The sequence below is a fragment of the Ruegeria sp. CDSA034 genome (assembly GCF_059612275.1).
In genome coordinates, this window is sequence record NZ_JBXWQH010000003.1 from 312410 (window position 1) to 334980 (window position 22571).

Sequence of the window (22571 nt, forward strand, 5' to 3'; positions counted from 1 at the left end):
AGAGCCTATGCAGCGCTTTGCTTGAGCCGCTTGGCAGCGCGCGCCGCAGGCAGGGCGGCCTTTGCCTGAGTGCCCAAATAGTTCAGCGAAATCCGGCGCATTGTGGTCGCCTGAGCGTTGGTTTTGGACAGGCAAATTGCAATGCCACGCCATCGCTCGGAGTTTTCTTCAGCGCCGCGCGTTACAAGGTAGATACGGCTGTTTTGGGCCGCGCGGCTGGACATAAGGATAAAAATCTGCCGCCCGGCGCAGGCCGCGATGCCTTGTACTTCACGTCTGGTGGTGTCGGCCGGTATCCCCTCATTTTCGGGCTCATAGCTGCGCACCAGCGTGCATTGCGGCAAACGGCGCGTGTGGATCAGCCGGTGTCTGGTCATGGGAGATCCGTCCAATCCCGTTTCCGTCGCATAATAAAAGCCCGCCGGCAGCAGGTTTTCGGTCAGCGTTGAGGGGCCGGACCCCAGGAACTCAGACAGGGCCGAAGCAGCCGGATGTTCCGGAGGTGTTTCAATTTCCTCCAGAGGCCGCAACAGGATTCGGGCGTCGACCTCGAAAAACCGGCACATGCGATCCAGAACATCGGGGCGGGGAAAGCTCTCGCCCGCCAGATATCTGTTGAATTGGGTCCTGTTGATGCCCAGCTGGCGGCACAGCTCGGACACGGACGAATATTGCCGCGACAATTGTCGCAGATTGTCGCCGAACATCCGGCGCAATTCATCAGGACTGCGGATACTCATGGTCATTTCTGTCCCAGGTTCCAGAGTGTCATTTCAAAAAGCGCGACGCACCCGACCTTTTTGGCCGTGCATGCATTCACAATCGTACTGGTGACCCCAGCTGGTGCATCCCAACACCACGCTACGCCCCCGAAGTTAACGTCGGGGCAGGCAAACGCAATAGGCTTTACATCAATTTGTATGATCTTTTTGGGTGGCCATGTTCATAGGCAACATACCGTTGCATTGATTGAATATGTCCTGAGACTGCGCCTCGCCCCGGTGTCAAAAGGGGGGGCGAGGCGAAAAAGTCAGTCGCCGCGCAGCAGGGCGGCCACGCCGGTGCGTGCAATCTCGATAAGGCCCAGCGGGCGCATCAGGTCGGCAAAGGCGTCGATTTTGTCCGGGGCACCGGTGAGTTCGAATATGAACGAATTCAACGTGCTGTCGACGACGCTGGCGCGAAAGATATCGGCCAGGCGCAGCGCCTCGACCCGCTTGTCGCCCGCGCCGACAACCTTGATGATCGCCAGTTCCCGCTCGACCGAGGGGCCTTCGACAGTCAGGTCGTGAACCTCGTGCACCGGAACGATACGGCCCAATTGGGCTTTGATCTGTTCGATCACCTGAGGGGTGCCGGTGGTGACGATGGTAATCCGGCTCAGGTGGCCAGTGTGATCCACCTCGGCGACGGTCAGGCTTTCGATGTTGTAACCCCGGCCCGAGAACAACCCGATCACCCGGGCCAGAACACCCGGTTCGTTTTCGACCAAGACAGCAATCGTATGGCGTTCCTGCACGTCCGAAAACGTGGGGCGTAGGTTATAGGCGGAATGGCGCGTTGCACCTTTTTTGATATGTAGGGCAGACATTTATGTCCCTTTCATAATCCTGTGATGGTCGGGTGCGGTGCACCCGACAAAATCTGTCAAATTGTGTCAGACCAGAACCGAGCCTTTGGAGTCGATCACGCCCTGTGTCTCGGCCTCGCCCAACAGCATTTCGTTGTGCGCCTTGCCCGACGGGATCATGGGGAAGCAGTTCTCGTGCTTTTCGACCAGACAGTCAAAGATCACCGGACCGTCATAGTTGATCATCTCCATGATGGCGTCATCCAGATCGGCCGGATCGGAACACAGGATGCCCTTGGCCCCGAAGGCCTCGGCGAGTTTGACGAAATCGGGCAGGGCCTCGGACCAGGAATGCGAGTACCGCTCGCCATGCAGCAGTTCCTGCCACTGACGAACCATGCCAAGGCGTTCGTTGTTCAGAATGAATTGTTTCACCGGCAGGCGATACTGTGCGGCGGTGCCCATTTCCTGCATGTTCATCAGCCACGAGGCCTCGCCCGCGACGTTGATGACCAGCGCGTCAGGGTGCGCCATCTGCACACCGATGGAGGCCGGGAAGCCATAGCCCATCGTGCCCAATCCGCCTGACGTCATCCAGCGGTTCGGATCTTCGAACCCCAGATACTGCGCGGCCCACATCTGGTGCTGACCGACCTCGGTGGTGATGTAACGGTCGTGCTTTTTGGTCAGCTCTTCCAGCCGTTCAAGCGCGTATTGCGGTTTGATCGTCTTTTCGCTGTTGGTGTAGGCCAGACAGTTCACTTTGCGCCATTCGGTGATCTGATCCTGCCACTTGGCAACCGACGCCTCATCTGTCTTGCGGCCACGCGCTTTCCAAACCTTCAGGATATCCTCCAGCACATGTGCAACATCGCCAACAATCGGGATGTCCACGCGGATCACCTTGTTGATCGAGGACGGGTCGATGTCGATATGCGCCTTTTTCGAGTTGGGCGAGAACGCGTCGATCCGCCCGGTGATCCGGTCGTCGAACCGCGCACCGATGTTGATCATCAGGTCGCAGTCATGCATTGCCAGATTGGCCTCATAGAGTCCGTGCATGCCCAGCATGCCCAACCAATTTTTGCCCGAAGCCGGGTAGGCGCCCAGACCCATCAGGGTCGAGGTGATCGGGAAGCCGGTCGCATCGACCAGTTCGCGCAGCAACTGGCTGGCCGCCGTGCCGGAATTAATAACGCCGCCGCCGGTGTAAAAGACGGGTTTCTTGGCGGTCTCAATTGCGGCCACCAGTTCGGTGATCTCTTCCAGATCGCCTTTCAGAACCGGCTGATAATGCGAGGTCGAAGGCTTAGGCGCGCTATACTCGCCCGAGGCGAACTGAACGTCCTTGGGAATGTCGACAAGCACCGGGCCGGGGCGACCCGAGGTGGCGACATGGAATGCCTCGTGCATCGTGTCGGCCAGCGAGTCCGTATCCTTGACCAGCCAGTTATGCTTGGTGCAGGGGCGGGTGATGCCAACGGTATCGGCTTCCTGGAACGCGTCCGAGCCAATCATAAACGTCGGAACCTGTCCGGTCAGAACCACAATCGGGATCGAATCCAGCAGCGCATCCGTCAGGCCGGTCACGGCATTTGTCGCACCGGGGCCAGAGGTCACAAGGGCAACACCAGGCTTGCCGGTCGAGCGGGCATAACCTTCGGCTGCGTGGACCGCGCCTTGTTCATGCCGCACCAGAATGTGACGAATATCGTTTTGCAGAAAAATCTCATCATAGATCGGTAGCACAGCACCGCCGGGGTATCCGAATACCGTGTCCACGCCCTGATCCTTGAGGGCCTGAACTACCATCTTTGCGCCGGTCATCTCACGTGTCATCTGCTTTGCTCCGTTCGCGACATGTGTCTTGCGTTTGACAAAAAAAAGCCCCCGAGATTTTCGGAGGCGCATGGGTTCGATTATGGTTTACCGTTACCGGCCCATGCGCGTGGTTCCTACGATTACGACTAGCGTTCTCATCGCCAGAGGCTCCTTCTTTGCGTGCAGGGACATTATGAGCCGGGGCAAGGGGCGTCAACAGGCTTTTGCACCAATTTTCTAACTCTGAGGGTGAATTTTGCGACATTTTATTGCGCAGATTGACGCATGCAGGGAATATTCAGGAAAAATACCCCCTTTCACCTCCAAATTTCTGCCTTGAGGGTAGTCAAAAAGCGGCATCGCGATGTCCGAAACAAGCATGATGAGCAGTTTTGACTGCGGCACCCTGAGATTGACCGAACAAGGAAGGGAGGCGGAGGATGATCCATGATCTGGTTGATCTGGGGCGGTATCCGATCGATTGCCCGGACTCGCGCGCATATGAACGACTGATCGGTGATCTGCGCCGCGAGTTGGATCAGGACGGTTGTGCCGTTTTGCCCGGTTTTATCCACCCCGAAGGTTTGGCGCAGCTATTGAAAGAGGCGGATGCCGTGGCCGAAATGGCGCATCGGTCTTTCAACCGCACCAACGCCTATTTCTCGCAGGACGATCCTCGGTTGGATCTGAACCACCCAATACGCAGATTCTATGACCGGTCGAACGCCTTCGTTCCGGCGGATAACTTTCCCAAATCGGGTCCGCTGCGCCGAATCTATGAATTCGAGGGCTTTTTGCCGTTCATACGCGATGGGCTGGATGAGCCGGAGGATCGGTTCTTTCGCTATGACGACCCGCTGGCGGATGTGATTGTCAACGTGGTCGAGGAAGGGCAGGGCTTTCCCTGGCATTTTGATACCAACAACTACACCGTGACACTGGCCATCCAGAATGGCGAGGCGGGTGGGGCCTTTGAATACGTGCCGAAGCTGCGCGGCATCGAGGACGAAAATTTCTCATCCGTGGCTTCGGTGCTGGACGGAAACCGGGCACTGGTCAGGACGTTGGATCTGCAGCCCGGGGATCTGCAGATATTCAAGGGCAGATACGCATTGCACCGGGTCGCCCCGGTACAAGGAACGCGCAGCCGATATGTCGGCATCTTTTCCTTTGTCGAAGCCGAAGGCATGTGTGGCGGGGTTGAGCGTACCCAACAGCTGTATGGGCGGGTTCTGCCGCATCATCACCAGCGTGCTGGATTGCGCAAGGATCAGTTGTTGGATTGACCGGTCGCGGGTTACAATCGAGAGCAGGGGCTACCGTCGGAGGGGCACATGCCGGAATTGCTACAGCTCACGCCATTTGTTCTGTGTTCGTCACTGCAAAAGCAGATTGATTTTTATTGCGATCGGTTGGGATTTTCCTGCTTTTTCAGGCAGGACAATTACGCCTTCCTGTCGCGTGGCAAGGTTGCCATCCGATTGCTTGAATGCCCACCACGCGATGATGGGCGTGCCTTGGGGGATGATCAGTCCTTTTACATCGATGTGGCCGGGATTGATGATCTGTATGAAACCCTCAAGGCAGGGTTGGCTGATTTACCAGAGGGGCGCGTGCGTCCGCCGTTTGATCAGCCGTATCAACAACGCGAGTTTCACGTCCTGGATGAGGACGGAACACTGGTGTTTTTTGGCGAAGGTTTGCGAGCAAAGTCTTGAGTTAAAAAGCTCCCGCCCGTCGTCGATGCGCCTTTGACGCACGTCCTCCGGTTGGGCCAGGCAGCGCATTCCGCGCTGCGGGGTCAGAAGCCAGGGCTTGTGCCTTGTAGTACGCCATGTTCAAGCGCATAGCGGGTCAGGCCAGCGGTGGATGAAATCCCAAGTTTGCGCCGGATGTTCTTGCGGTGCGTTTCAACGGTTCGAACCGAGATATCCAATGCTGCGGCGACTTCCTTGTTGGATTTGCCCTGCGCCAATTCCAGCAGAATTGTCTGTTCGCGCCCGGTCAATGCCTCGCGGGCGCTATCGCCTTTGGGCTGAAGCGATCCACTGGCTCCGGTGCACAAGTACTGCTCACCACGCATCACTGCGTCGATAGCCTGTTTGATCTCGTCCGTCGGCACGTCCTTGAGCACGTATCCGCTGGCGCCGTGGCTCAGCGCGGTCGAGATGTATTCGGGGCTGTCATGCATGGACAGGATCAGGATGCGTGTCCGGGGCAGGCGTTCCAGAATGATCTCGGTCGCGCTAAGGCCGCCTAAACCGGGCATGTTCAGGTCCATCAGGATCACGTCGGGCGCAAGATCGGTCGCCTGATCCACAGCCTCTTGTCCGCTGCCCAAGGTCCCGACCACCTCGATCTCATCATAGCTTTCAAGGATCGACTGAATCCCTTCGGCGACCATGGGGTGGTCGTCAACGATAAGAACCCGGATTGTCTGATCGCTCATGTACCAGCCTTTCGGTTAGGCGTTGCGTCCTCTTGCGGCGGCAGCATGTGGCTCAGAGGCAGGCTGACCTCGATCACTGTGCCGCTGCGTGGGGCGCGTGATGACAGAATGCGCAGCGATCCGTCAAGCTGTTCGATGCGTTCCTGCATGTTGCGCAGGCCGATACCGGGGTTGGCGGGATCAGGTGTGGTGCGTAACCCACGGCCATTGTCGGTGATCCGCATTGTCGCGCCTTTCTTGTGGCCGCGCAGGTCGATTGTAACACGTGTCGCCCCGGAATGACGCTCGATATTGGTCAGCGCTTCTTGGGCGATGCGATACAGAGCGATCTTGCTGTCCTGGTCCAGCCGGTTGCGGAACACCACGGTCGAGAATTCGGTTTCGATCCCGGTGCGTTCGCAGAAATCGTCGGTCAGCGCCTTGAGGGCAGGGCCAAGGCCCAGATCGTCCAGCACGCCGGGCCGCAGGTCGCGGCTGATGCGGCGGACTTCTGTAATAGCCGCGCCCAGTGTGTCGATGCCCTTTTCCAGAGGTGCCTGTGCCCCGGCATCGTCACCGCGAGACAGGCGACGGCGGGCGTTGTCCAGCGCATAGCGGACACCGACGAGGATCTGGCTGATACCGTCATGCAATTCGCGCGCCACGCGCCCACGCTCTTCCTCTTGCGCATCAAAAACCCGCTGCGTCAGTTCTTTAAGTTTGGCATCTGCCAGGCGGCGCTCGCGGACGTTCAGCAACATGCCCGAGGTGAAGACAACCAACACCGCGGCAAGAACAATTGCGCCAATGTAAGAGAAAGTCCGTTGCACACGGGCCTCGACCTCGGCCCGCGCGTTGGCGACTGTCGCGACGATGTCGTCGATGAAAACTCCTGTGCCGACAGCCCACCGCCAATCCTGCAGGCCGACCACATAGGCGATCATTTGCGCCTCTTCGCCTGTCGAAGGTTTTTGCCACATGAAACTGTGCCAGCCCGCACCTTGACGGGCCAGGCTGATGAATTCGTCCACAACAGGAGTGCCGTCGCTATCGGTCAGCCCCTCCCAGTTCCGGTTGATGAATTCGGTCTGGCGCGGGCTGACGAGATTGTTGCCGTCATAGTCATAGACAAAAAAGAACCCGTCCTTGCCGTAGATCATCGCTGACAGGATTTGCGTCACAAGGTTCTGCGCGACCTTATCCTCTGTAGATGCCCGTCCGTAGATATAGGCAAACCCGTTTCGAGCCTGCGTGACATAGTTCTTAAGTTCTTCTTTCTTGGCTTCAATCAGTCGCCGCTCAAGCGCTTCAATTTCACGTTCGGCGGTTGCCCGGGATTCATGAACCACGAAGAACGCAATCGCGGCCACTGCGACGACCAGAGGGATCGCCGCCACAAGCGACAATTTCTGGCCGTAGGTCAGTGAAATCAGATTTCGGAATCCCCTCATAGGCGAATCGATACGCAAGCAGGCGGCAAATTGCAAAATTTTTGGTGAATTGGCGCATATGAGTGGGCCGGCGCGCAGAATTATTTTGCATTTGTCACGGTTTGCACCCGGGAAAACGCCAAAAACGCGATCCCCTACGTAGTACTAGGTATTCACATTCAGATCTTGGTCATTAGGCTGACGCGCACTTAAAACGACTACGCCCGGCAATTGCCCGGGTTTTGAATATGTAGGGGAGGAACACTCATATGGATCGTCGTTCATTTCTAAAAACATCTGCTCTGGGCGGCTCGGCAGCTGCAGCCACCACGCTGGCGGCACCGGCATATGCGCAGGGCAAGCGCACGCTGACCATGGTAACCTCGTGGGGTCGCGGCCTGGCTGGTGTTTTTGACAGCGCACAGCGTTGCGCCGACAGCATCACCACAATGTCGGACGGTAACCTGACCGTTGACATCAAAGCTGCCGGTGAACTGGTTGGCGCATTCGAAGTCTTTGACGCGGTATCGTCGGGGCAGGCCGACATGTATCACGCGGCGGATTATTACTTTGTTGGCCAGCACCCGGGCTATGCGTTCTTCACCGCTGTTCCGTTCGGCATGACCGCTCAGGAAATGGTGAACTGGTACTATCAGGACGGCGGCATGGAGCTGCATGACGAGCTGGGCCAGATCTTTGGTCTGAAATCGTTCCTGGCAGGTAACACCGGCGCGCAAGCGGGTGGCTGGTACTCGAAAGAGATCAACGGTCCAGAAGACTTCCAGGGTCTGAAATTCCGTATGCCTGGTTTGGGCGGTCAAGCTCTGGGTAAACTGGGCGCGTCCGTGCAGAACATTCCGGGTTCGGAAGTGTATCAGGCGCTGTCGTCCGGCGCGATCGACGGTACCGAGTGGATCGGTCCGTGGGCGGACGAAAAGGCCGGTTTCCAGGAAATCACCAAGGTCTACTACACCGCCGGTTTCCACGAGCCGAATGCAGGCCTGTCGCTGGCAACCAACCGCGACGTCTTCGAAAGCCTGACACCTGCGCAGCAGAAGATCATTGAGATCGCGGCGGCTGAATGCCACCAGTGGAACCTGGCGCAGTTTCTGGCCAATAACGGTGCCGCTCTGCAGCGCCTGCAATCAGGTGGCGTCAAGGTCATGGAATTCCCCGACAGCGTCTGGGATGCGTTCGGTCAGGCCAGCCAAGAAGTGCTGGACGAAAACATGGGCGACGAGCTGTTCAAGAAAATCCACGACAGCCACATGGCGTCGTCGGCATCGTCGGCCGGCTGGCAGGACCTGTCGTCGGGTGTTTACACAACACAGCGTAACCGCGTCCGCGGCTAAACGTTTTCCAAACGATCAATTGGTTTCCCCGCCTTCGCGGGGAAACCTTTCTCTGTTGCGTATGCGCGGACCCATCAAACCGCTATAATCAGCAGTGCAACTGATACGACCTGGGGACAACATGCAGGACGAAAACGGTATCTCGTTCTTCGGCGCCCTGTGGAACGGACTTGTGTGGTTCGTTCAAAACATTGCCGAAGCCTTCTATAATTTCGGATACGCCATCACGCATCCGCAACTCTGGCTGAACTGGTCGGACAAAGAAGCGATCATGCGCTTTGTCTACTACGGTGGATCGGTCGAGTTCTTCTTTGTGGTTTTCACACTCTTTCTGGTTCTGACGGCCATCGGGCTGTACTACCGGAATTTCATGTGGGGCATGGTGCGAGGCCTGGAAGGGTTCGCCAACACCACCGGGCGTTTCTTTGCCTGGGCCGGTTTGTTGATGGTCATTCAGCAGATCGTCATTGTGTTCATGCAACGCGTGTTTACCCGCCCGGATATGTCGTTTGGATTGGGTATTCCGTTTCAGATGGATATCAGCTGGTTCGCGGAAGAGCTGAAACTCTATAACGCGATGGTCGTCTGCCTGTGTTGCACATACACATTCGTGCAAGGCGGTCACGTACGTGTTGACCTTATCTATGCAGGTATCAGTCACCGCGCCAAACGCGTGGTCGACATGTTGGGTGCGGTTTTCTTCATGATGCCAATGGCGGTGCTGACCTGGATGTATGGCTGGTACTTCATGTGGCGGCACCTGATCGTGCCGAAACCGTCGGCCAGTGACACGCTGGATCGTTTGGTGATGAAATCCCGCGCGCTGCGCTGGAACATTGAAACCATCGGGTTCAGCCCAAATGGGTTCAACGGATACTTCCTGTTCAAGATACTGCTCGTGGCCTTTGCCGCGATGGTATTCCTGCACGCGATCGCATTCCTGTACCGCTCGTATCTGGAATACGTGGAAGGGCCGGACAGCGTTGGAAAATATCTCGACAAGGACAGCCTTGGCGAGGGTGAAGAAGCCTACGAAGGCGCACATTAGGGACGGAGACCCAGACTATGTTATTCGGACTTGATGGCGTCGAGATAGGCCTCATTATCGTATTCTTCTGCCTCTTTGGGGGCATCCTCTCCGGGTTCCCGGTGGCTTTTGCCATCGGTGGGGCCGGTATCATCTCATTCGGGATCATCGCCGCGCTGGACAGTGCCGGTCTGTTAATACACCAGGCAATTGATACCAGTTCCCAAGCATACCGAGACCTTGTGAATTCGGGCGTCAAACCGGACACGGTGTCGGTGTTCCGCTTCCCGGATTTACCAAGGATCGCCGAGCCGGTCTTTGTGCAAGGCTGGGAAACCGCGCTGGACCGCAATGTCTCGTTCATCGTGAACCGCATGAACGAACGCGTTCTGGCGGGGCAGTCTATTGAGACCCTGCTGGCCGTTCTGATGTTCGTTCTGATGGGCATCACGCTGGAACGCTCAAAGATCGCGAACGATCTGCTGACAACAATGGCGCGCGTCTTCGGACCGCTGCCGGGTGGTCTGGCCGTGTCGATCGTGGTCGTGGGTGCATTCCTGGCGGCCTCGACCGGTATTGTTGGTGCGACCGTGGTAACCATGGGCCTGCTGGCGCTGCCGACCATGTTGCGCAACAACTACTCGCCTGAACTGGCGACGGGTGTGATTGCGGCATCGGGCACGTTGGGGCAGATCATTCCGCCGTCCATCGTGATCGTTCTGTTGGGCACCTTGGCGGGTGATCTCTATTCAACCGCGCAGGAAACGCGCGCTCAGGACGCAGGCTGTACCGATGCGCTGACCTATCTGGGGGAACCGGCTGTGGTTTCGGTCGGAACGCTGTTCCAGGCCGCCTTGTTGCCGGGGATCATGTTAGCGTTGCTCTATGCGCTATATGCCTTTGGCTATGCACTGTTGAACCCTGAGAAAGCACCGGCAGTTCCAATGTCCGGCGGAAGTGGTGAGCCGATCACGCGCAGTGAAGGCCTGACTTGGTTGCTTGGAGCACCTGTCGCCCTGATTGTTGGCGCAGTCCTGCTGGGCAGCTCGGGGGTCATTGGCAGCCAGAACATCAACGTCTCGGCGTTTTCAGACATCGGTGCGGGCGCGTCGCTGCGCACCAATGTTTCCGAGCAGTGCAAGGTGTCGATGATCGAGCTGCACGGACAATCCGCCTGGGATCAGGCCGTATCCGAGCAGGAAACGATTGACGCCGCAGGTGGTGTCGCCAACGCCGAACGACTGAGCGAAGAGGCCCTGGTCGAGGCGCGCGAGGCCAAGATCGCCGCTGCGGCGCCGATTGGTACTGGTGTTGCGGTGATTGTGGTTCTGCTGGGTCTGACACTGGTCATGGGCCGCGGCATTGCGCCGTCCAAACCGACGCAGCCGTTGATTTTGGGCGCTATCGGTCTGCTGTTGATGTTACTGGTTGATGTTCTGTTGATTGCACCAACAACGTCTTCGGGATTGACCTTCGTCCTTCTGGCTTTGCCCTTTGCCTTGGCAATGTACGGCTGCAAGGAGGCGGCAGCCCGGTGTGCCACGAATGATTTGATCCGGGTGGTCTTTCCGCCATTGGTTCTGATTATCGCGGTGCTAGGATCAATTCTGGGCGGTGTGACCAACCCGACACCAGCGGCCGCGTTGGGAGCGGGCGGAGCGATCATGCTGGCAGCCTATCGAAAGCTGCAGGACCAAGAGCGCTCGGGCAAGGTGATCATCTGGGCCACTTTTGCCGTGATCATTGCGCTGCTGATGGGCGTGAACTTTGATCTGCGCATCAATCAGAGCAATGTGAACTTTGAGACCTGGGTCGCCTTCATAATTGCTTACGGTGCCTATCTGTATGCCCTTTTCGGTCTGCTGTTTGGGTGCTGGGTTCTGTTCACCAGTGGGGTTCTGACGCCGGTGGTGCGCGAAACGGCCAAGGTGACCTCGATGGTGTTCACCATCCTGATCGGATCGCAACTGCTGAACCTGGTGGTGATCTCGTTCGGGGGTGAGCACTATATTCAGCAGTTCCTGCGCAGCTTTGACAACGAGTTCACGGTCTTCCTGATCGTGATGCTGGTGCTGTTCATTCTGGGCTTCGTGCTGGATTTCCTCGAGATCATCTACATCGTGATCCCTATCGTGGGACCGGTGATTTATGGTGGCTCGTTCGATCCGAAATGGGTGACGATCATGGTGGCGGTGAACCTTCAGACGTCGTTCCTTACGCCGCCGTTTGGGTTTGCGCTATTCTACTTACGAGGCGTCGCGCCCAAAGAAGTCACAACAGGCCACATCTATCGTGGGATCATTCCGTTCGTGATCATTCAGGTGGTCGGGATTGCGATCCTGTGGTTCTTCCCGTCGATCGTGACCATCGTTCCGGATCTGATCCCGAATTGATGCGACGTTCATAACCAAATTGAAAAGGGGGCCTTTGGGCCCCCTTTGCCTTGGTGTTTGGGGGAAGGGGCGCTGCCCCTTCTTGGTATGCGACCAATTCAACCCCGGGATATTTTTTGCCAGATGAAGTGCAGATCAGGTGAACTGGATCAGATCCCAGCGATTGCCGAACGGGTCGCGCCAGACGGCGACGATGCCATAGGGCTCATTGCGTGGGTCTTCCTCGAAATGGACGCCTGCAGTGATCATTGCGTTTTGGTCACGTTGGAAATCATCGGTTTGAAGGAAAAAGCCGACGCGCCCGCCGGTTTGGTTTCCAACGGCAGCGGTCTGGCTTAGGCTATCTGCCTTGGCCAGCAGCAGGGATGCGTCGCCCGAACCCGGCGGGGCAACCCGGACCCAGCGTTTGCCACCGCCGAGATCAATATCCTGCTGCAGGGTGAAACTGAGTGTTTGGGTATAGAAGGCGATCGCGTCATCGTAGTCCGGCACCACGAGGGTGACGGCGAAAAGACTTTGGGGCATGGGATATCAGCCTTTGGTAGGGTGGCGGTCGGGCAGTTGGATGCTGGCAACCTGTTCCGCGATTGGCGCGGTGGACAAAGGGTGGCGGCTGGAATCCGTCAGTTCAGATGGGTTGTTTACGCTGATCCATTCGCCCTGGTAATAGGCCTCAAGCCCTGAGAAGCGCGCTTTGTAACCCATCTTGGGGCTGCCCGGCACCCAGTATCCGAGGTAGACATATGGCAACCCGGCTTCGCGCGCGATGTCGATGTGATCGAGGATCATATACGTGCCCAGCGAGTTTTGCGGTTGCTGGGGGGTGTAGAACGAGTAGACCATGCTGAGGCCGTCATCCAGGACATCCGTCAGGCTAACGCCGATCAGATCTCCGGTACTTGGGTCGGCATATTCCACGACCCGGCTGCGGATCGGGGTTTCTTCGATCATCGCGGCGAACTCGAAAACGTCCATATCGGCCATTCCACCATCCGCGTGGCGGGTATCCAGGTAGCGGCGGAAGAGTTCGTATTGCTCATCCGTGGCCCAGGGAGAATTTGCCCTGCGTTGCAGGTACGCGTTGCGTTTGGCCGCGCGTTTCTGACTTTTGCTTGGGCGGAAGGCCGTCACGTCGATCCGGGCCGACAAACAGGCTGCGCAATCGGAGCAGGACGGGCGGTACAACACATTTTGCGATCGGCGAAACCCTTGTTGGGACAATGAGTTATTCAGCTGATCCGCACCTTCCCCCTGAAGGGCAGTGAACAATTTACGCTCCATCCTGCCCTCAAGATAAGGGCAAGGTTGTGGGGCCGTCACATAGAATTGTGGCGCGATTGGCAGCGTGTGTCGCATGAACGTTCCGTGTTTCCTTGGACCGGATGATAACAACCGATCCTAAAACCGCCAAGTGATTCACGTCGTTGAATTTTTTACGCGCGCTGGTTGATCATGACAGTTCCAAGGAACGCATCGGTAAGTCCCTGGCCACGTGCGTTGGTCAGCATCATGATGACTGAGATGATCTGTATGACCGGAAAGGCCATGCTGACAAAATACCCGGCCGTGTGGGCCACCGCTTTGCCCAAATCCATCCGGGATCCAAATGAATCGCGCAGTTCGATCCCCATAAAGCGCATTCCCAGTGTGGCCGAGCCATTGGCGATGGTAATCACGCGGTAGACGAAACTGACGACGGCATAGATCAAGGCCAGAACGAAGAAGCCCAGACCAAAGGTCAGCAGGATGGCCACCGTACACAACAGCGAGATAAAGGCGATGTCGAAAAGCCAGGCGATAAAACGCTTGGTCGCGACAGACTGGTAAAACTCCGGCTGTCGGTCTGGGTCGGGCAGGTGGGTCATATTTTGATTTCCGGCTGAGAATTTAGGACACCCTGTCCCGAATGTCGGGACAGGGCAAGGTCGGCTTAGGCGCGTTCGCCGTTTTCAGCCTCATCGTTGTTTTCACGGGCGCGTTCGTCCATGAACTGGTCAAACTCGGCCTTGTCTTTGGCGTCGCGCAGGCGGCGCAGGAAGGATTCGAATTCCTGTTGTTCGCGCTCGAGTCGGGCCAGGGTGTCGGACTTGTAGGCGTCAAACGCGCTATTGCCGGATGGCTTCATCGCACTCATGTGGCTGTGCCAGGATTTGCGACTGCTGCAGGATTTGCTAAACATGCGTTTGCTCCAGATCATATAGGCAAGAAGCGCCAGGCCAACGGGCCAGAAAAAGATGAAACCAAGGACCATGGCGGCGATCCAGGCCCCTTTGCCCTTGTCATCCATCCAGGCTTCGGCACGAGAGAGCCACCCCGGATTTTGTGGGACGGCGTGGTCGGACAATGCGGTCATTTGGGTTCTCCGGGTTTGATGTAAATTGCGTTCACATTGTCTAGATGGGGACTGAAGCGGGGGTTGCAAGGGGTCGATGTAAAAATGATTTACATTTTGGATTTTGCGACGGTTGACCTGGCTGCGGAACGGGCGCACTTTCCGCCTATGCAACATGTTGAAAATACGACACCTCCGACGCTGGATGAAATTCTAAACCTGGAAAAGCAGGTTTGGACCGCCCTGATGGAAGGCAACGCGGCTGCAGACCGGGCCTTGCTGAGCCCAGATTTTCTTGGGGTTTATCCGACGGGGTTTGCGAACCGGGATGATCACGTGGGACAGTTTGCCGACGCGCCGACGATGGCGCGCTATGAATTAAGCGACACCCGGTTGCGGGTTTTGACCTCGGATATCGTTCTGCTGTCGTACCGGGCCGACTATCAGCGACCCAAGGCCGAGGGTTGGGAGGCAATGCTAATCTCGTCGCTTTGGGAGCGGCGGCATGACGTCTGGGTCAACAGTTTCAGTCAGGATACGCCCCTGGAGGGGAAATGACTGGGCCTCTTTCCATTCAGCGCCTACCACGTGCATTCGACCAGTCGCTTGGCGATGATGCGCGCGCGGCGGTCAGCGGCATTACATCCGAACAGGGCGAGTTGATCGCTGGGGCAGCAGGGTCCAGCCCCTATCTGAAAAACTTGATCGATCACGAAAACGATTGGTTGGCCTCAGCGCTGCAACACCCCGATGACGCGCTGGCCGACGTTTTGCAGGCTGCGCGAATGCTACCGCCGGATCAGTTGAAACCGGGGCTGCGGCTGGCCAAGCGACGGATGGCGTTGCTGACCGCTCTGGCTGATCTGGCGGGCGCGTGGCCGTTGGAAAAGGTGACCGCGGCGCTAACCGATTTTGGCGCGTTGGCGGCGGATGTGGCGGCCAAGGCCGAGATCGCCAACCTGATCCGGCGCGGCAAACTTCCGGGCATGGGGCCGGACGATGTCGAAACCGCCGCCGGGATGATTATCCTGGCGATGGGCAAGATGGGCGCGTACGAGTTGAATTACAGCTCGGACATTGACCTGATCGTCCTGTTCGATGAGACGCGGTTTGATCCCGATGACTTCTACGAAGCGCGGCAAGGCATGGTGCGGGCGACACGCAATTTCTGCGCCACGCTCAGCGATAAGACGGCGGATGGGTATGTATTCCGCACTGATCTGCGCCTGCGCCCGGATCCGGCTGTGACGCCGGTCTGTATGGCGGCTGAGGCAGCCGAGCGGTACTATGAAAGCCTGGGCCGCACGTGGGAGCGCGCGGCCTATATAAAAGCACGCCCATGCGCTGGCGATATTGTGGCAGGACAACGGTTTCTGGATACGCTGCGCCCCTTTGTCTGGCGGCGTCACCTGGATTTTGCTGCCATTCAGGACGCCCATGACATGCGGCTGCGCATACGTGAAAATAAGGGAACCGGCGGTGCTCTGACCATTCCGGGTCATGACATGAAACTGGGGCAGGGCGGCATTCGCGAAATCGAGTTCTTTACCCAGACCCGCCAGTTGATCGCTGGGGGTCGAGACCCTGACTTGCGCGTGCGCGGCACGGTGCCCGGATTGGCGGCGCTTGCCGAAAAAGGCTGGGTCCCGCAGGATGTGGCAGATAAGCTGACTGATCATTATCGCGCCCATCGTGAGGTCGAACACCGTATCCAAATGGTCCATGACGCTCAGACCCACAAGGTGCCGCAATCGCCGGACGGGATAGAACGCGTCGCTTGCCTGATGGGAGTAGACGTCGACGAACTGACCCGTGACCTGACCCACAGGCTGACCGAAGTGCACGACCTGACCGAAGGCTTTTTTGCGCCCGGTTCCTCGACGCGAGCGCCAGTTGGCGAGGTGGATTTTGACCAGAACGTTCTGGCCCGCTGGACGACATATCCTGCACTGCGATCGCAACGCGGCGCGCGGATTTTCGAACGTCTCAAGCCCGAGTTGCTATCGCGTTTGGCAAAAACGGCGCAACCGGACGAGGCGCTGCGGGCGCTGGATGGTTTTCTGTCAGGCTTGCCCGCCGGCGTTCAGCTGTTCTCACTGTTTGAGGCCAACCCCCACCTGATCGACCTGCTGATTGATATCGTCGGGACATCCCACGCGCTTGCGGCGCATCTGTCGCGCAATGCATCGGTGTTTGATGCGGTGATCGGCGGTAGTTTCTTTAGCGACTGGCCGGGGCAAGCCACGTTGCAGGCGGATCTGGATCAGGCCCTTTCGGAGGAAGCAGATTACGAAAGTCAGCTGGATCTGGCCCGCCGCTGGTGCAAGGAATGGCACTTCCGCGTTGGCGTTCATCACCTACGCGGGCTGATCGATGGTGAACAGGCGGGGCAGCAATACGCTCAGCTTGCCAGCGCTGTGATCGCTGCGATCCTACCGCGTGTGTCCGAACAGTTTGCCCGTAAACACGGTCCGGCCCCGGGGCGCGGTGCAACCGTGCTGGGCATGGGGTCCCTTGGGGCTGGGCGAATCAACTCGCAATCCGATCTGGATATGATCGTGATCTATGACCCTCTGGATCAAGAGATGTCCGAGGGACCGCGCCCATTGGCCACTCGCACTTATTACGCACGGTTTACGCAAGCGCTGATCACGGCCCTATCAGCGCCGATGTCGCAAGGGCGGCTGTATGAGGTCGATATGCGCCTGCGTCCGTCAGGCAATCAGGGGCCGGTGGCGACAAGCTGGGCCAGCTTTACCAACTATCAGCAGAACGAGGCCTGGGTTTGGGAACACCTCGCCCTGACGCGAGCCCGCGTGATCGCCGGAGACGAAGGTCTGGCTGAAGACATCGAGGCGTTCCGCACAGGCTTGCTGTCGCAACCGCGTGACCAGCAGAAGGCCCTGCGCGAAGTGGCCGAGATGCGCGCCCGCTTGGCCGCTGCCAAATCACCAGCAGGGATCTGGGACGCCAAAAACGGTCCCGGCCGGATGATGGATATCGAGCTGATGGCCGAAACCGGGGCGCTGTTGTCAGGCGTGGCGCAGCGTGATGTGCATTCCGGTTTGGACGGCGCCGTCGCTGCTGGTTTGTTGGACGTCGCTCAGGCGCAAACGCTGAAGGACTGCTACGACCTATGCTGGTCCGTACAATGCGCGGCGCGCTTGTTGTCCGGCAAGGTCATCGAAGCTGACAAGGTCGGCGAGGGCGGATCTGCCTTCCTGTGCCGCGCGACTGGATTTGAACAGGTTGAACAGCTGCAAAGCGCGCTGCAAGACAACTACAGCACGGCCGCCGGGATCATTGGCGGCGTGATCAGGGACGAAGATGATGGTGCAGAGTAAAGATCCAAATGATCACAAGGGGTTGATCCGCGAGGCGTATCGGATCGAAGGCATCACATTGCCTGAATGCCGCAGCATTTTTCTGGACTGGGCGCTGAGCCTGCCCGCTGAACGGGACCAATCCCAGGCGCTGATCGATCTGCATGCCGCCTATTCCCAGCAGGACGCCGATCACCCTATGACGCAGGTGCTGGCTGAGGGGTTGCAATCTGCCAAAACCCCCAAGCGGCGCGGCGGTTGGCGATCGCGCGACCGCTAGGGCTTTTCCCTGGGGGTATTCGCGACTATGAGGGCGTCATGACCCAAACTGCCGATCACCCCCGTATCCGCCTGAAGCCCAAAGCCAACGCACGTGGCCTGCGCCACGGTTTTCCGTGGGTGTATGCCAATGACATCGTGACGGACCGTCGGACACGAAAGATCCCAGCAGGGGCTTTGGCGGTGCTTGAGGATGACAAACGCGCGCCCATAGCGCTGGTTGCGGTGAATCCTGACTCCAAAATCATGTGCCGCGTTCTGGACCGAGATCTGGACGTGCAACTGGACGCCGCGTGGTTCGAAACTCGTCTGCGCCGCGCGCTTGAGATGCGCGAACGTCTATTCGAAGCCCCGTATTACCGTCTGATCCATGCCGAAGCAGACGGCTTTCCGGGTGTCATCATCGACCGGTTCGGAGATGCATGTGTGATCCAACCCAACGCCGCCTGGGCCGAGGTGCACCTGGAAACTCTGACCGAAGCACTGGTCACCGTGACAGGCGTGACAACCGTGCTCAAAAACGCCTCGGGGCGAACCCGAGGGCTGGAAGGCTTGGACGACGTGAACGTTACACTGCGTGGTACAGCGCCAGATGCGCCGCTACCAGTGCCGATGAATGGCGCGACCTACATGGCCGATCTGACTGGCGGTCAGAAAACCGGTCTGTTCTATGACCAACGGCCTAACCATGCTTTCGCCGCGCGATTGGTGCAACCGGGCGCGCAGGTATTGGACGTCTTCAGCCACGTGGGTGGCTTCGGACTGGCCATGCTGGCTGGTGGTGCAGGGCAGGCGCTGTCTGTGGATGGATCTGCAGTCGCGCTGGATCTCGCGACCAAAGGGGCCGAGGCCTCTGGTTTTGCTGACACGTTCCAGACCCGCCAAGGCGATGCCTTCGATGTCCTGACCCAATTGGGTGAAGAGGGCGCGCAGTTCGACGTCGTCATCTGTGATCCGCCAGCCTTTGCACCTTCCAGACAAGCGCTGGACGCGGGCCTGCGTGCCTATGAACGAGTGGCCCGTCTGGCGGCGGCTCTGGTCAAACCCGGCGGCTATCTGGGCCTGTGCTCGTGCTCGCACGCGGCTGATCTGGGGCGGTTCCGCGACGCGTCGTCTCGGGGGATTGGTCGGGCAGGGCGACAGGCGCAACTGATCCATACAGGCTTTGCCGGACCCGACCATCCACAGCTACCGCAACTGGCTGAAAGCGGCTATCTCAAAGCTGTGTTCTACCGGCTGTGAAGGCAGTTCTGGATACCTGCGTCATCTACCCTACGGTGATGCGAGAGATGCTGCTCGGCGCTGCCAAACTAGGCCATTTTACCCCCGTGTGGTCGGCGCGCATCCTCGAGGAATGGGCGCGTGCGGCCCGTAAGCTGGGCCCAACAGGCGAGGCTCAGGCACGCGCCGAAATCGCACTAGCGCAGACCAATTGGCCGAAAGCCGAGTTTCCTGCGGCAACCAATGTCGAACAGCGGCTCTGGCTGCCGGACAGCGCGGATATCCATGTTCTGGCAACGGCCGTTGCATCCTCGGCGGACGTGATCGTTACCGTCAACGCCAAGGACTTTCCCCGAAACATCCTGTCCGAGGAAGGGCTGGACCGCCGTGATCCGGACAGTCTGTTGCAGGGCTTCTGGCAATCCGATCCCGACGGCATAAGCGACACAGCCAACCGTGTCCTGGCCGAGGCCAACCGCCTGTCGGGCGACCAATGGACCTTGCGCCCGCTGATGAAAAAAGCCCGTCTCCCACGTCTGGGCAAAGCGCTCTCTACGTAATCGGGATTCAGCTTCATCTGGCTAGAATTTTCCCGGAGAGCGCGATCAGCTGGCCTCTCGCCGCCGTTAGATCAGCCACGGTTCCAACGCTGCTCTAATGCCTCCAGAGCAGCGATCCGTTCGTCTGTTTTTGGATGGCTCATCAACCAGGCGGGCACAACGCCAGCACGCTGCTGCGTCAGGTCTTCCAGCTTGTGAAACAACGACTTCTGCGGCCCGATTCCGATCCCGGCTTTGGTCAGCAAAGCGGCGGCATACTCATCAGCTTCATACTCATCACTGCGCGACAGGCGCGACGCCAACAGGTGTGTCAGCATATTTGCAATCCACGCGCCGATAAACGGGATAAAGCGGTTCAGCAGCATCATCAAAGCGGCCCGCAGCGCATTCTGCCCGGAAAAGTCGATCATCCGGCGGCGCGCATGCCCCAGCGCCACGTGACCCAATTCATGCGCGATGACGCTGGCCATTTCTTCGGCGGAAACCTCACCGCTGCGAAATTTGCGGTAGAATCCACGCGTGATAAAAATCCGACCGTCGGGTGCCGCCAAACCGTTCACGGGGTCAATCTCGTAGATGTAGACCGGCACCCGGTCGATCTCTAACGCTGCAGCCAGCCGGTCGGTCATGCGTTTCAGGGCAGGGTCGGCCAGCTCAGTCGACTTTGCATCCAAATCCTTATGGGTGCGCCAGACGGAAATTCGGTACATCACAATGGCGTAGGCGATCGCCAGCAGGATCGGGGTAAGACGTAGCATGGTACAAATATGGTTTCGGACAGGGGATTAGGCAACTGGCCCAGTGTCATAAACTCCGCGTTAACAACAAGATTGTTGTCCATTGCTTCCAACGGCCCACTGCGCAAAAGAAAATCGCCGCCGGTAACCCTCTTGAGGGCAATCAAACTGAGGTGAACAGGTGAAATACCGCGGCTGCCAGACTTGTCGCAGGGCAGGTTGCGCCATAACTTTGAAATTATGTGGTCATTTGCCGATATCCGCCCGACTTATAGCAGGGCTGAACGTTTCAGTGATGGCGTTGTTCATATCCTTGGCGTCACTGCGGCTATTGTTGCCGTTCCGGCGCTGATCGCGTTGACCGCCTTATACCGGACCGAGCCTGCTGCTGTTCTTGGGGTCTCCGTCTACGGCTTCACGCTCATACTGATGTTGTCGTTTTCGGCTTTGTACAACATGGTGCAATCTGATCGATGGAGTGAGCTGCTACGCCGCCTAGATCACTCGGGGATTTACGTCAAAATTGCAGGTACTTACACGCCGTTCATCTTGCTTTCCGGTGCCCCAATGACCGGGCTCATGATCGGTCTTTGGTCATCTGCAACCCTTGGATCAATCCTGAAAATGATCGACCCGCACCGGTTCCGTTGGTTTGGTTTGGCGCTGTATGTGTTGATGGGATGGGCGTCCGTTTGGGCGGGTCAATCGCTGCTGGCCGACTTGTCGCAACCAGTTGTGGCGCTGATGATCACCGGAGGCATCGTCTATACCGCGGGCATCGCCTTTTATCTTCTGGATTGGTTGCCGTTCCACAACACGATCTGGCACGTCTTCGTTCTGACAGGCAGCGTGTTGTTTTTCCTTGCGGTTTCGTTCCGCATTGCCTGGGCGCCGGTCCTGCAGATCTGACGGTCAGCGGGTCAGTTCCCGCATCCCCTGTTCCAACCCGGCCAGTGTCATCGGCACCATGCGGTCCTCGAAAACCTCGCGGATCATGCCAATGGAATGGGTGTATTCCCAGTACTTTTCCGGCACCGGATTGATCCACAGATTTGATGTCCACTGCTCGCGCGCGCGCTGCAGCCAGACCTGACCGGCTTCTTTGTTCCAATGTTCGTTCGCGCCTCCGGGATAGGCAATCTCATAAGGGCTCATCGAGGCGTCGCCGACGAAGATGCACTTGTAGTCTGAACCATAGGTGCGCAGTACTTCGTGGGTCGGAGTCTGCTGATCCCATCGGCGGTGATTGTCACGCCAGACGCCTTCATACAGGCAGTTGTGAAAGTAGTAATATTCCAGATGCTTGAACTCGGTTCTTGCAGCGGAAAACAGCTCTTCGACAACTTTGATATGTGGATCCATCGAGCCGCCCACATCCAGAAACAACAGCACTTTGACTGCGTTGTGACGCTCGGGGCGGGTTTTGACGTCGAGATAGCCATGTTCGGCGGTGGCGCGGATGGTGCCGTCCAGATCCAGTTCCTCGGCCGCACCTTCGCGGGCCCAGCGACGCAGGCGCTTCAGCGCGACCTTAATATTGCGCGTACCCAGTTCAACCGTGTCGTCCAGGTTCTTGAATTCGCGCTTGTCCCACACTTTGACGGCGCGCTGATGGCGGCTTTCCTTCTGGCCGATCCGCACACCTTCGGGGTTATAGCCATAAGCCCCGAACGGCGACGTCCCGGCGGTGCCGATCCACTTGTTGCCACCTTGGTGGCGACCTTCCTGATCCTTGAGACGCTCACGCAACGTCTCCATCAGTTTTTCAAAGCCGCCCATGGCCTCGATCTCGGCTTTTTCTTCGTCTGACAGGTGTTTCTCGGCCATCTTGGCCAGCCATTCGGCAGGGATATCGACAGCTTCGAGCACCTGATCAAAGCTGATCTCTTCCAGACCTTTGAAGCTGGCGGCAAAAGCTTGATCGAACTTGTCGATATTGCGCTCGTCCTTCACCATCGACACGCGGGCGAGGTAATAGAACGCCTCGACATCATAGGTCGCCAGACCCTTTTTCATGCCTTCCAGAAAAGTCAGATACTCGCGCAGTGATACGGGAATGCCAGCTTTGCGGAGGTTTTCGAAAAAGGGCAGAAACATG

Annotated in this window: 22 protein-coding genes; 11 read left to right on the forward strand and 11 right to left on the reverse strand. The window is 58.1% G+C overall.

Annotated elements, in window-relative coordinates:
- Nucleotides 1–5: 5 nt before the first annotated feature.
- The 3 genes from AC2FLJ_RS08340 to AC2FLJ_RS08350 form a co-directional block, all read right to left on the reverse strand.
- Entirely contained in the window at nt 6–740 is a 735-nt protein-coding gene (locus AC2FLJ_RS08340; RefSeq protein WP_496696727.1) for a helix-turn-helix domain-containing protein, read from the reverse strand.
- A gap of 290 nt (nt 741–1030) precedes the next feature.
- Nucleotides 1031–1591: an acetolactate synthase small subunit gene (gene ilvN, locus AC2FLJ_RS08345; protein WP_282151455.1), complete on the reverse strand. Its 561-nt coding sequence runs from the start codon at nt 1589–1591 to the stop codon at nt 1031–1033.
- A 66-nt stretch (nt 1592–1657) separates the two neighbouring features.
- Nucleotides 1658–3409 carry an acetolactate synthase 3 large subunit gene (locus tag AC2FLJ_RS08350; RefSeq protein WP_496696725.1) on the reverse strand — a complete coding sequence of 584 codons (1752 nt, stop codon included), beginning with the start codon at nt 3407–3409 and terminating at the stop codon, nt 1658–1660.
- A 422-nt stretch (nt 3410–3831) separates the two neighbouring features.
- Here AC2FLJ_RS08350 and AC2FLJ_RS08355 point away from each other — a divergent pair, with 422 nt between their 5' ends.
- Both AC2FLJ_RS08355 and AC2FLJ_RS08360 read left to right on the forward strand, forming a co-directional pair.
- Nucleotides 3832–4677: a HalD/BesD family halogenase gene (locus tag AC2FLJ_RS08355; protein WP_496705250.1), complete on the forward strand. Its 846-nt coding sequence runs from the start codon at nt 3832–3834 to the stop codon at nt 4675–4677.
- Between the two features lie 48 nt (nt 4678–4725).
- The gene (locus tag AC2FLJ_RS08360; protein ID WP_496705252.1) at nt 4726–5109 is read left to right on the forward strand and encodes a bleomycin resistance protein; all 384 of its coding nucleotides are present in this window, start codon (nt 4726–4728) and stop codon (nt 5107–5109) included.
- Between the two features lie 83 nt (nt 5110–5192).
- Here the strand turns inward: AC2FLJ_RS08360 and AC2FLJ_RS08365 are convergent, their stop codons facing one another.
- Together AC2FLJ_RS08365 and AC2FLJ_RS08370 are read right to left on the reverse strand one after the other, a co-directional pair.
- Nucleotides 5193–5840 carry a response regulator transcription factor gene (locus AC2FLJ_RS08365; protein ID WP_058277545.1) on the reverse strand — a complete coding sequence of 216 codons (648 nt, stop codon included), beginning with the start codon at nt 5838–5840 and terminating at the stop codon, nt 5193–5195.
- Nucleotides 5837–7270: a cache domain-containing protein gene (locus AC2FLJ_RS08370; RefSeq protein WP_282169385.1), complete on the reverse strand. Its 1434-nt coding sequence runs from the start codon at nt 7268–7270 to the stop codon at nt 5837–5839. Before AC2FLJ_RS08370 ends, AC2FLJ_RS08365 begins: the two co-directional genes overlap by 4 nt.
- A gap of 248 nt (nt 7271–7518) precedes the next feature.
- Here AC2FLJ_RS08370 and AC2FLJ_RS08375 point away from each other — a divergent pair, with 248 nt between their 5' ends.
- The 3 genes from AC2FLJ_RS08375 (at nt 7519) to AC2FLJ_RS08385 (ending at nt 12021) form a co-directional block, all read left to right on the forward strand.
- Complete coding sequence (locus tag AC2FLJ_RS08375) at nt 7519–8601, forward strand: TRAP transporter substrate-binding protein (protein ID WP_058277547.1); 1083 nt, start codon at nt 7519–7521, stop codon at nt 8599–8601.
- A gap of 121 nt (nt 8602–8722) precedes the next feature.
- A complete protein-coding gene (locus tag AC2FLJ_RS08380; RefSeq protein WP_282151451.1) occupies nt 8723–9649 on the forward strand; it encodes a TRAP transporter small permease subunit in 927 nt (308 codons plus the stop codon).
- Nucleotides 9650–9666: 17 nt separating this feature from the next.
- On the forward strand, nt 9667–12021 hold the full coding sequence (locus AC2FLJ_RS08385; protein WP_109311367.1) for a TRAP transporter large permease subunit: 2355 nt from the start codon (nt 9667–9669) through the stop codon (nt 12019–12021).
- A 135-nt stretch (nt 12022–12156) separates the two neighbouring features.
- On the opposite strand, the gene AC2FLJ_RS08390 is transcribed toward AC2FLJ_RS08385, so the two are convergent.
- The 4 genes from AC2FLJ_RS08390 to AC2FLJ_RS08405 all read right to left on the reverse strand — a co-directional run bounded on the left by AC2FLJ_RS08390 (nt 12157) and on the right by AC2FLJ_RS08405 (nt 14374).
- Entirely contained in the window at nt 12157–12546 is a 390-nt protein-coding gene (locus AC2FLJ_RS08390) for a VOC family protein (RefSeq protein WP_496705255.1), read from the reverse strand.
- A 6-nt stretch (nt 12547–12552) separates the two neighbouring features.
- Nucleotides 12553–13377, reverse strand: coding sequence for an arginyltransferase (locus tag AC2FLJ_RS08395; RefSeq protein ID WP_282151434.1), 825 nt, complete (start codon nt 13375–13377; stop codon nt 12553–12555).
- Between the two features lie 77 nt (nt 13378–13454).
- Nucleotides 13455–13886 (reverse strand): RDD family protein, encoded by a 432-nt coding sequence (locus tag AC2FLJ_RS08400; protein WP_496705257.1) that lies wholly within the window; start codon nt 13884–13886, stop codon nt 13455–13457.
- 65 nt (nt 13887–13951) lie between these two features.
- A complete protein-coding gene (locus AC2FLJ_RS08405; RefSeq protein ID WP_282151432.1) occupies nt 13952–14374 on the reverse strand; it encodes a DUF2852 domain-containing protein in 423 nt (140 codons plus the stop codon).
- An 84-nt stretch (nt 14375–14458) separates the two neighbouring features.
- Between AC2FLJ_RS08405 and AC2FLJ_RS08410 the strand changes: the two genes are divergently transcribed.
- Genes AC2FLJ_RS08410 through AC2FLJ_RS08430 form a run of 5 tightly spaced genes read left to right on the forward strand, consistent with a single transcriptional unit; the run spans nt 14459 to nt 19736 of the window.
- Entirely contained in the window at nt 14459–14911 is a 453-nt protein-coding gene (locus AC2FLJ_RS08410; protein ID WP_496705259.1) for a DUF4440 domain-containing protein, read from the forward strand.
- Nucleotides 14908–17697, forward strand: a complete 2790-nt coding sequence (locus tag AC2FLJ_RS08415) for a [protein-PII] uridylyltransferase family protein (protein ID WP_496705261.1) — start codon at nt 14908–14910, stop codon at nt 17695–17697. Before AC2FLJ_RS08410 ends, AC2FLJ_RS08415 begins: the two co-directional genes overlap by 4 nt.
- Nucleotides 17684–17956, forward strand: coding sequence for a hypothetical protein (locus AC2FLJ_RS08420; RefSeq protein ID WP_496705263.1), 273 nt, complete (start codon nt 17684–17686; stop codon nt 17954–17956). The genes AC2FLJ_RS08415 and AC2FLJ_RS08420 overlap by 14 nt, the downstream gene beginning before the upstream one ends.
- Before the next feature lie 38 nt (nt 17957–17994).
- Nucleotides 17995–19197, forward strand: a complete 1203-nt coding sequence (locus tag AC2FLJ_RS08425; RefSeq protein WP_496705265.1) for an RSP_2647 family RNA methyltransferase — start codon at nt 17995–17997, stop codon at nt 19195–19197.
- Complete coding sequence (locus AC2FLJ_RS08430) at nt 19194–19736, forward strand: RSP_2648 family PIN domain-containing protein (RefSeq protein ID WP_496705267.1); 543 nt, start codon at nt 19194–19196, stop codon at nt 19734–19736. The genes AC2FLJ_RS08425 and AC2FLJ_RS08430 overlap by 4 nt, the downstream gene beginning before the upstream one ends.
- A gap of 71 nt (nt 19737–19807) precedes the next feature.
- Here the strand turns inward: AC2FLJ_RS08430 and AC2FLJ_RS08435 are convergent, their stop codons facing one another.
- The gene (locus tag AC2FLJ_RS08435) at nt 19808–20494 is read right to left on the reverse strand and encodes a M48 family metallopeptidase (protein ID WP_282120510.1); all 687 of its coding nucleotides are present in this window, start codon (nt 20492–20494) and stop codon (nt 19808–19810) included.
- A 219-nt stretch (nt 20495–20713) separates the two neighbouring features.
- Here AC2FLJ_RS08435 and trhA point away from each other — a divergent pair, with 219 nt between their 5' ends.
- Complete coding sequence (gene trhA / locus AC2FLJ_RS08440) at nt 20714–21382, forward strand: PAQR family membrane homeostasis protein TrhA (RefSeq protein WP_496705415.1); 669 nt, start codon at nt 20714–20716, stop codon at nt 21380–21382.
- 3 nt (nt 21383–21385) lie between these two features.
- On the opposite strand, the gene AC2FLJ_RS08445 is transcribed toward trhA, so the two are convergent.
- A complete protein-coding gene (locus AC2FLJ_RS08445; RefSeq protein WP_058274514.1) occupies nt 21386–22570 on the reverse strand; it encodes a vWA domain-containing protein in 1185 nt (394 codons plus the stop codon).
- Nucleotide 22571: the final 1 nt, after the last annotated feature.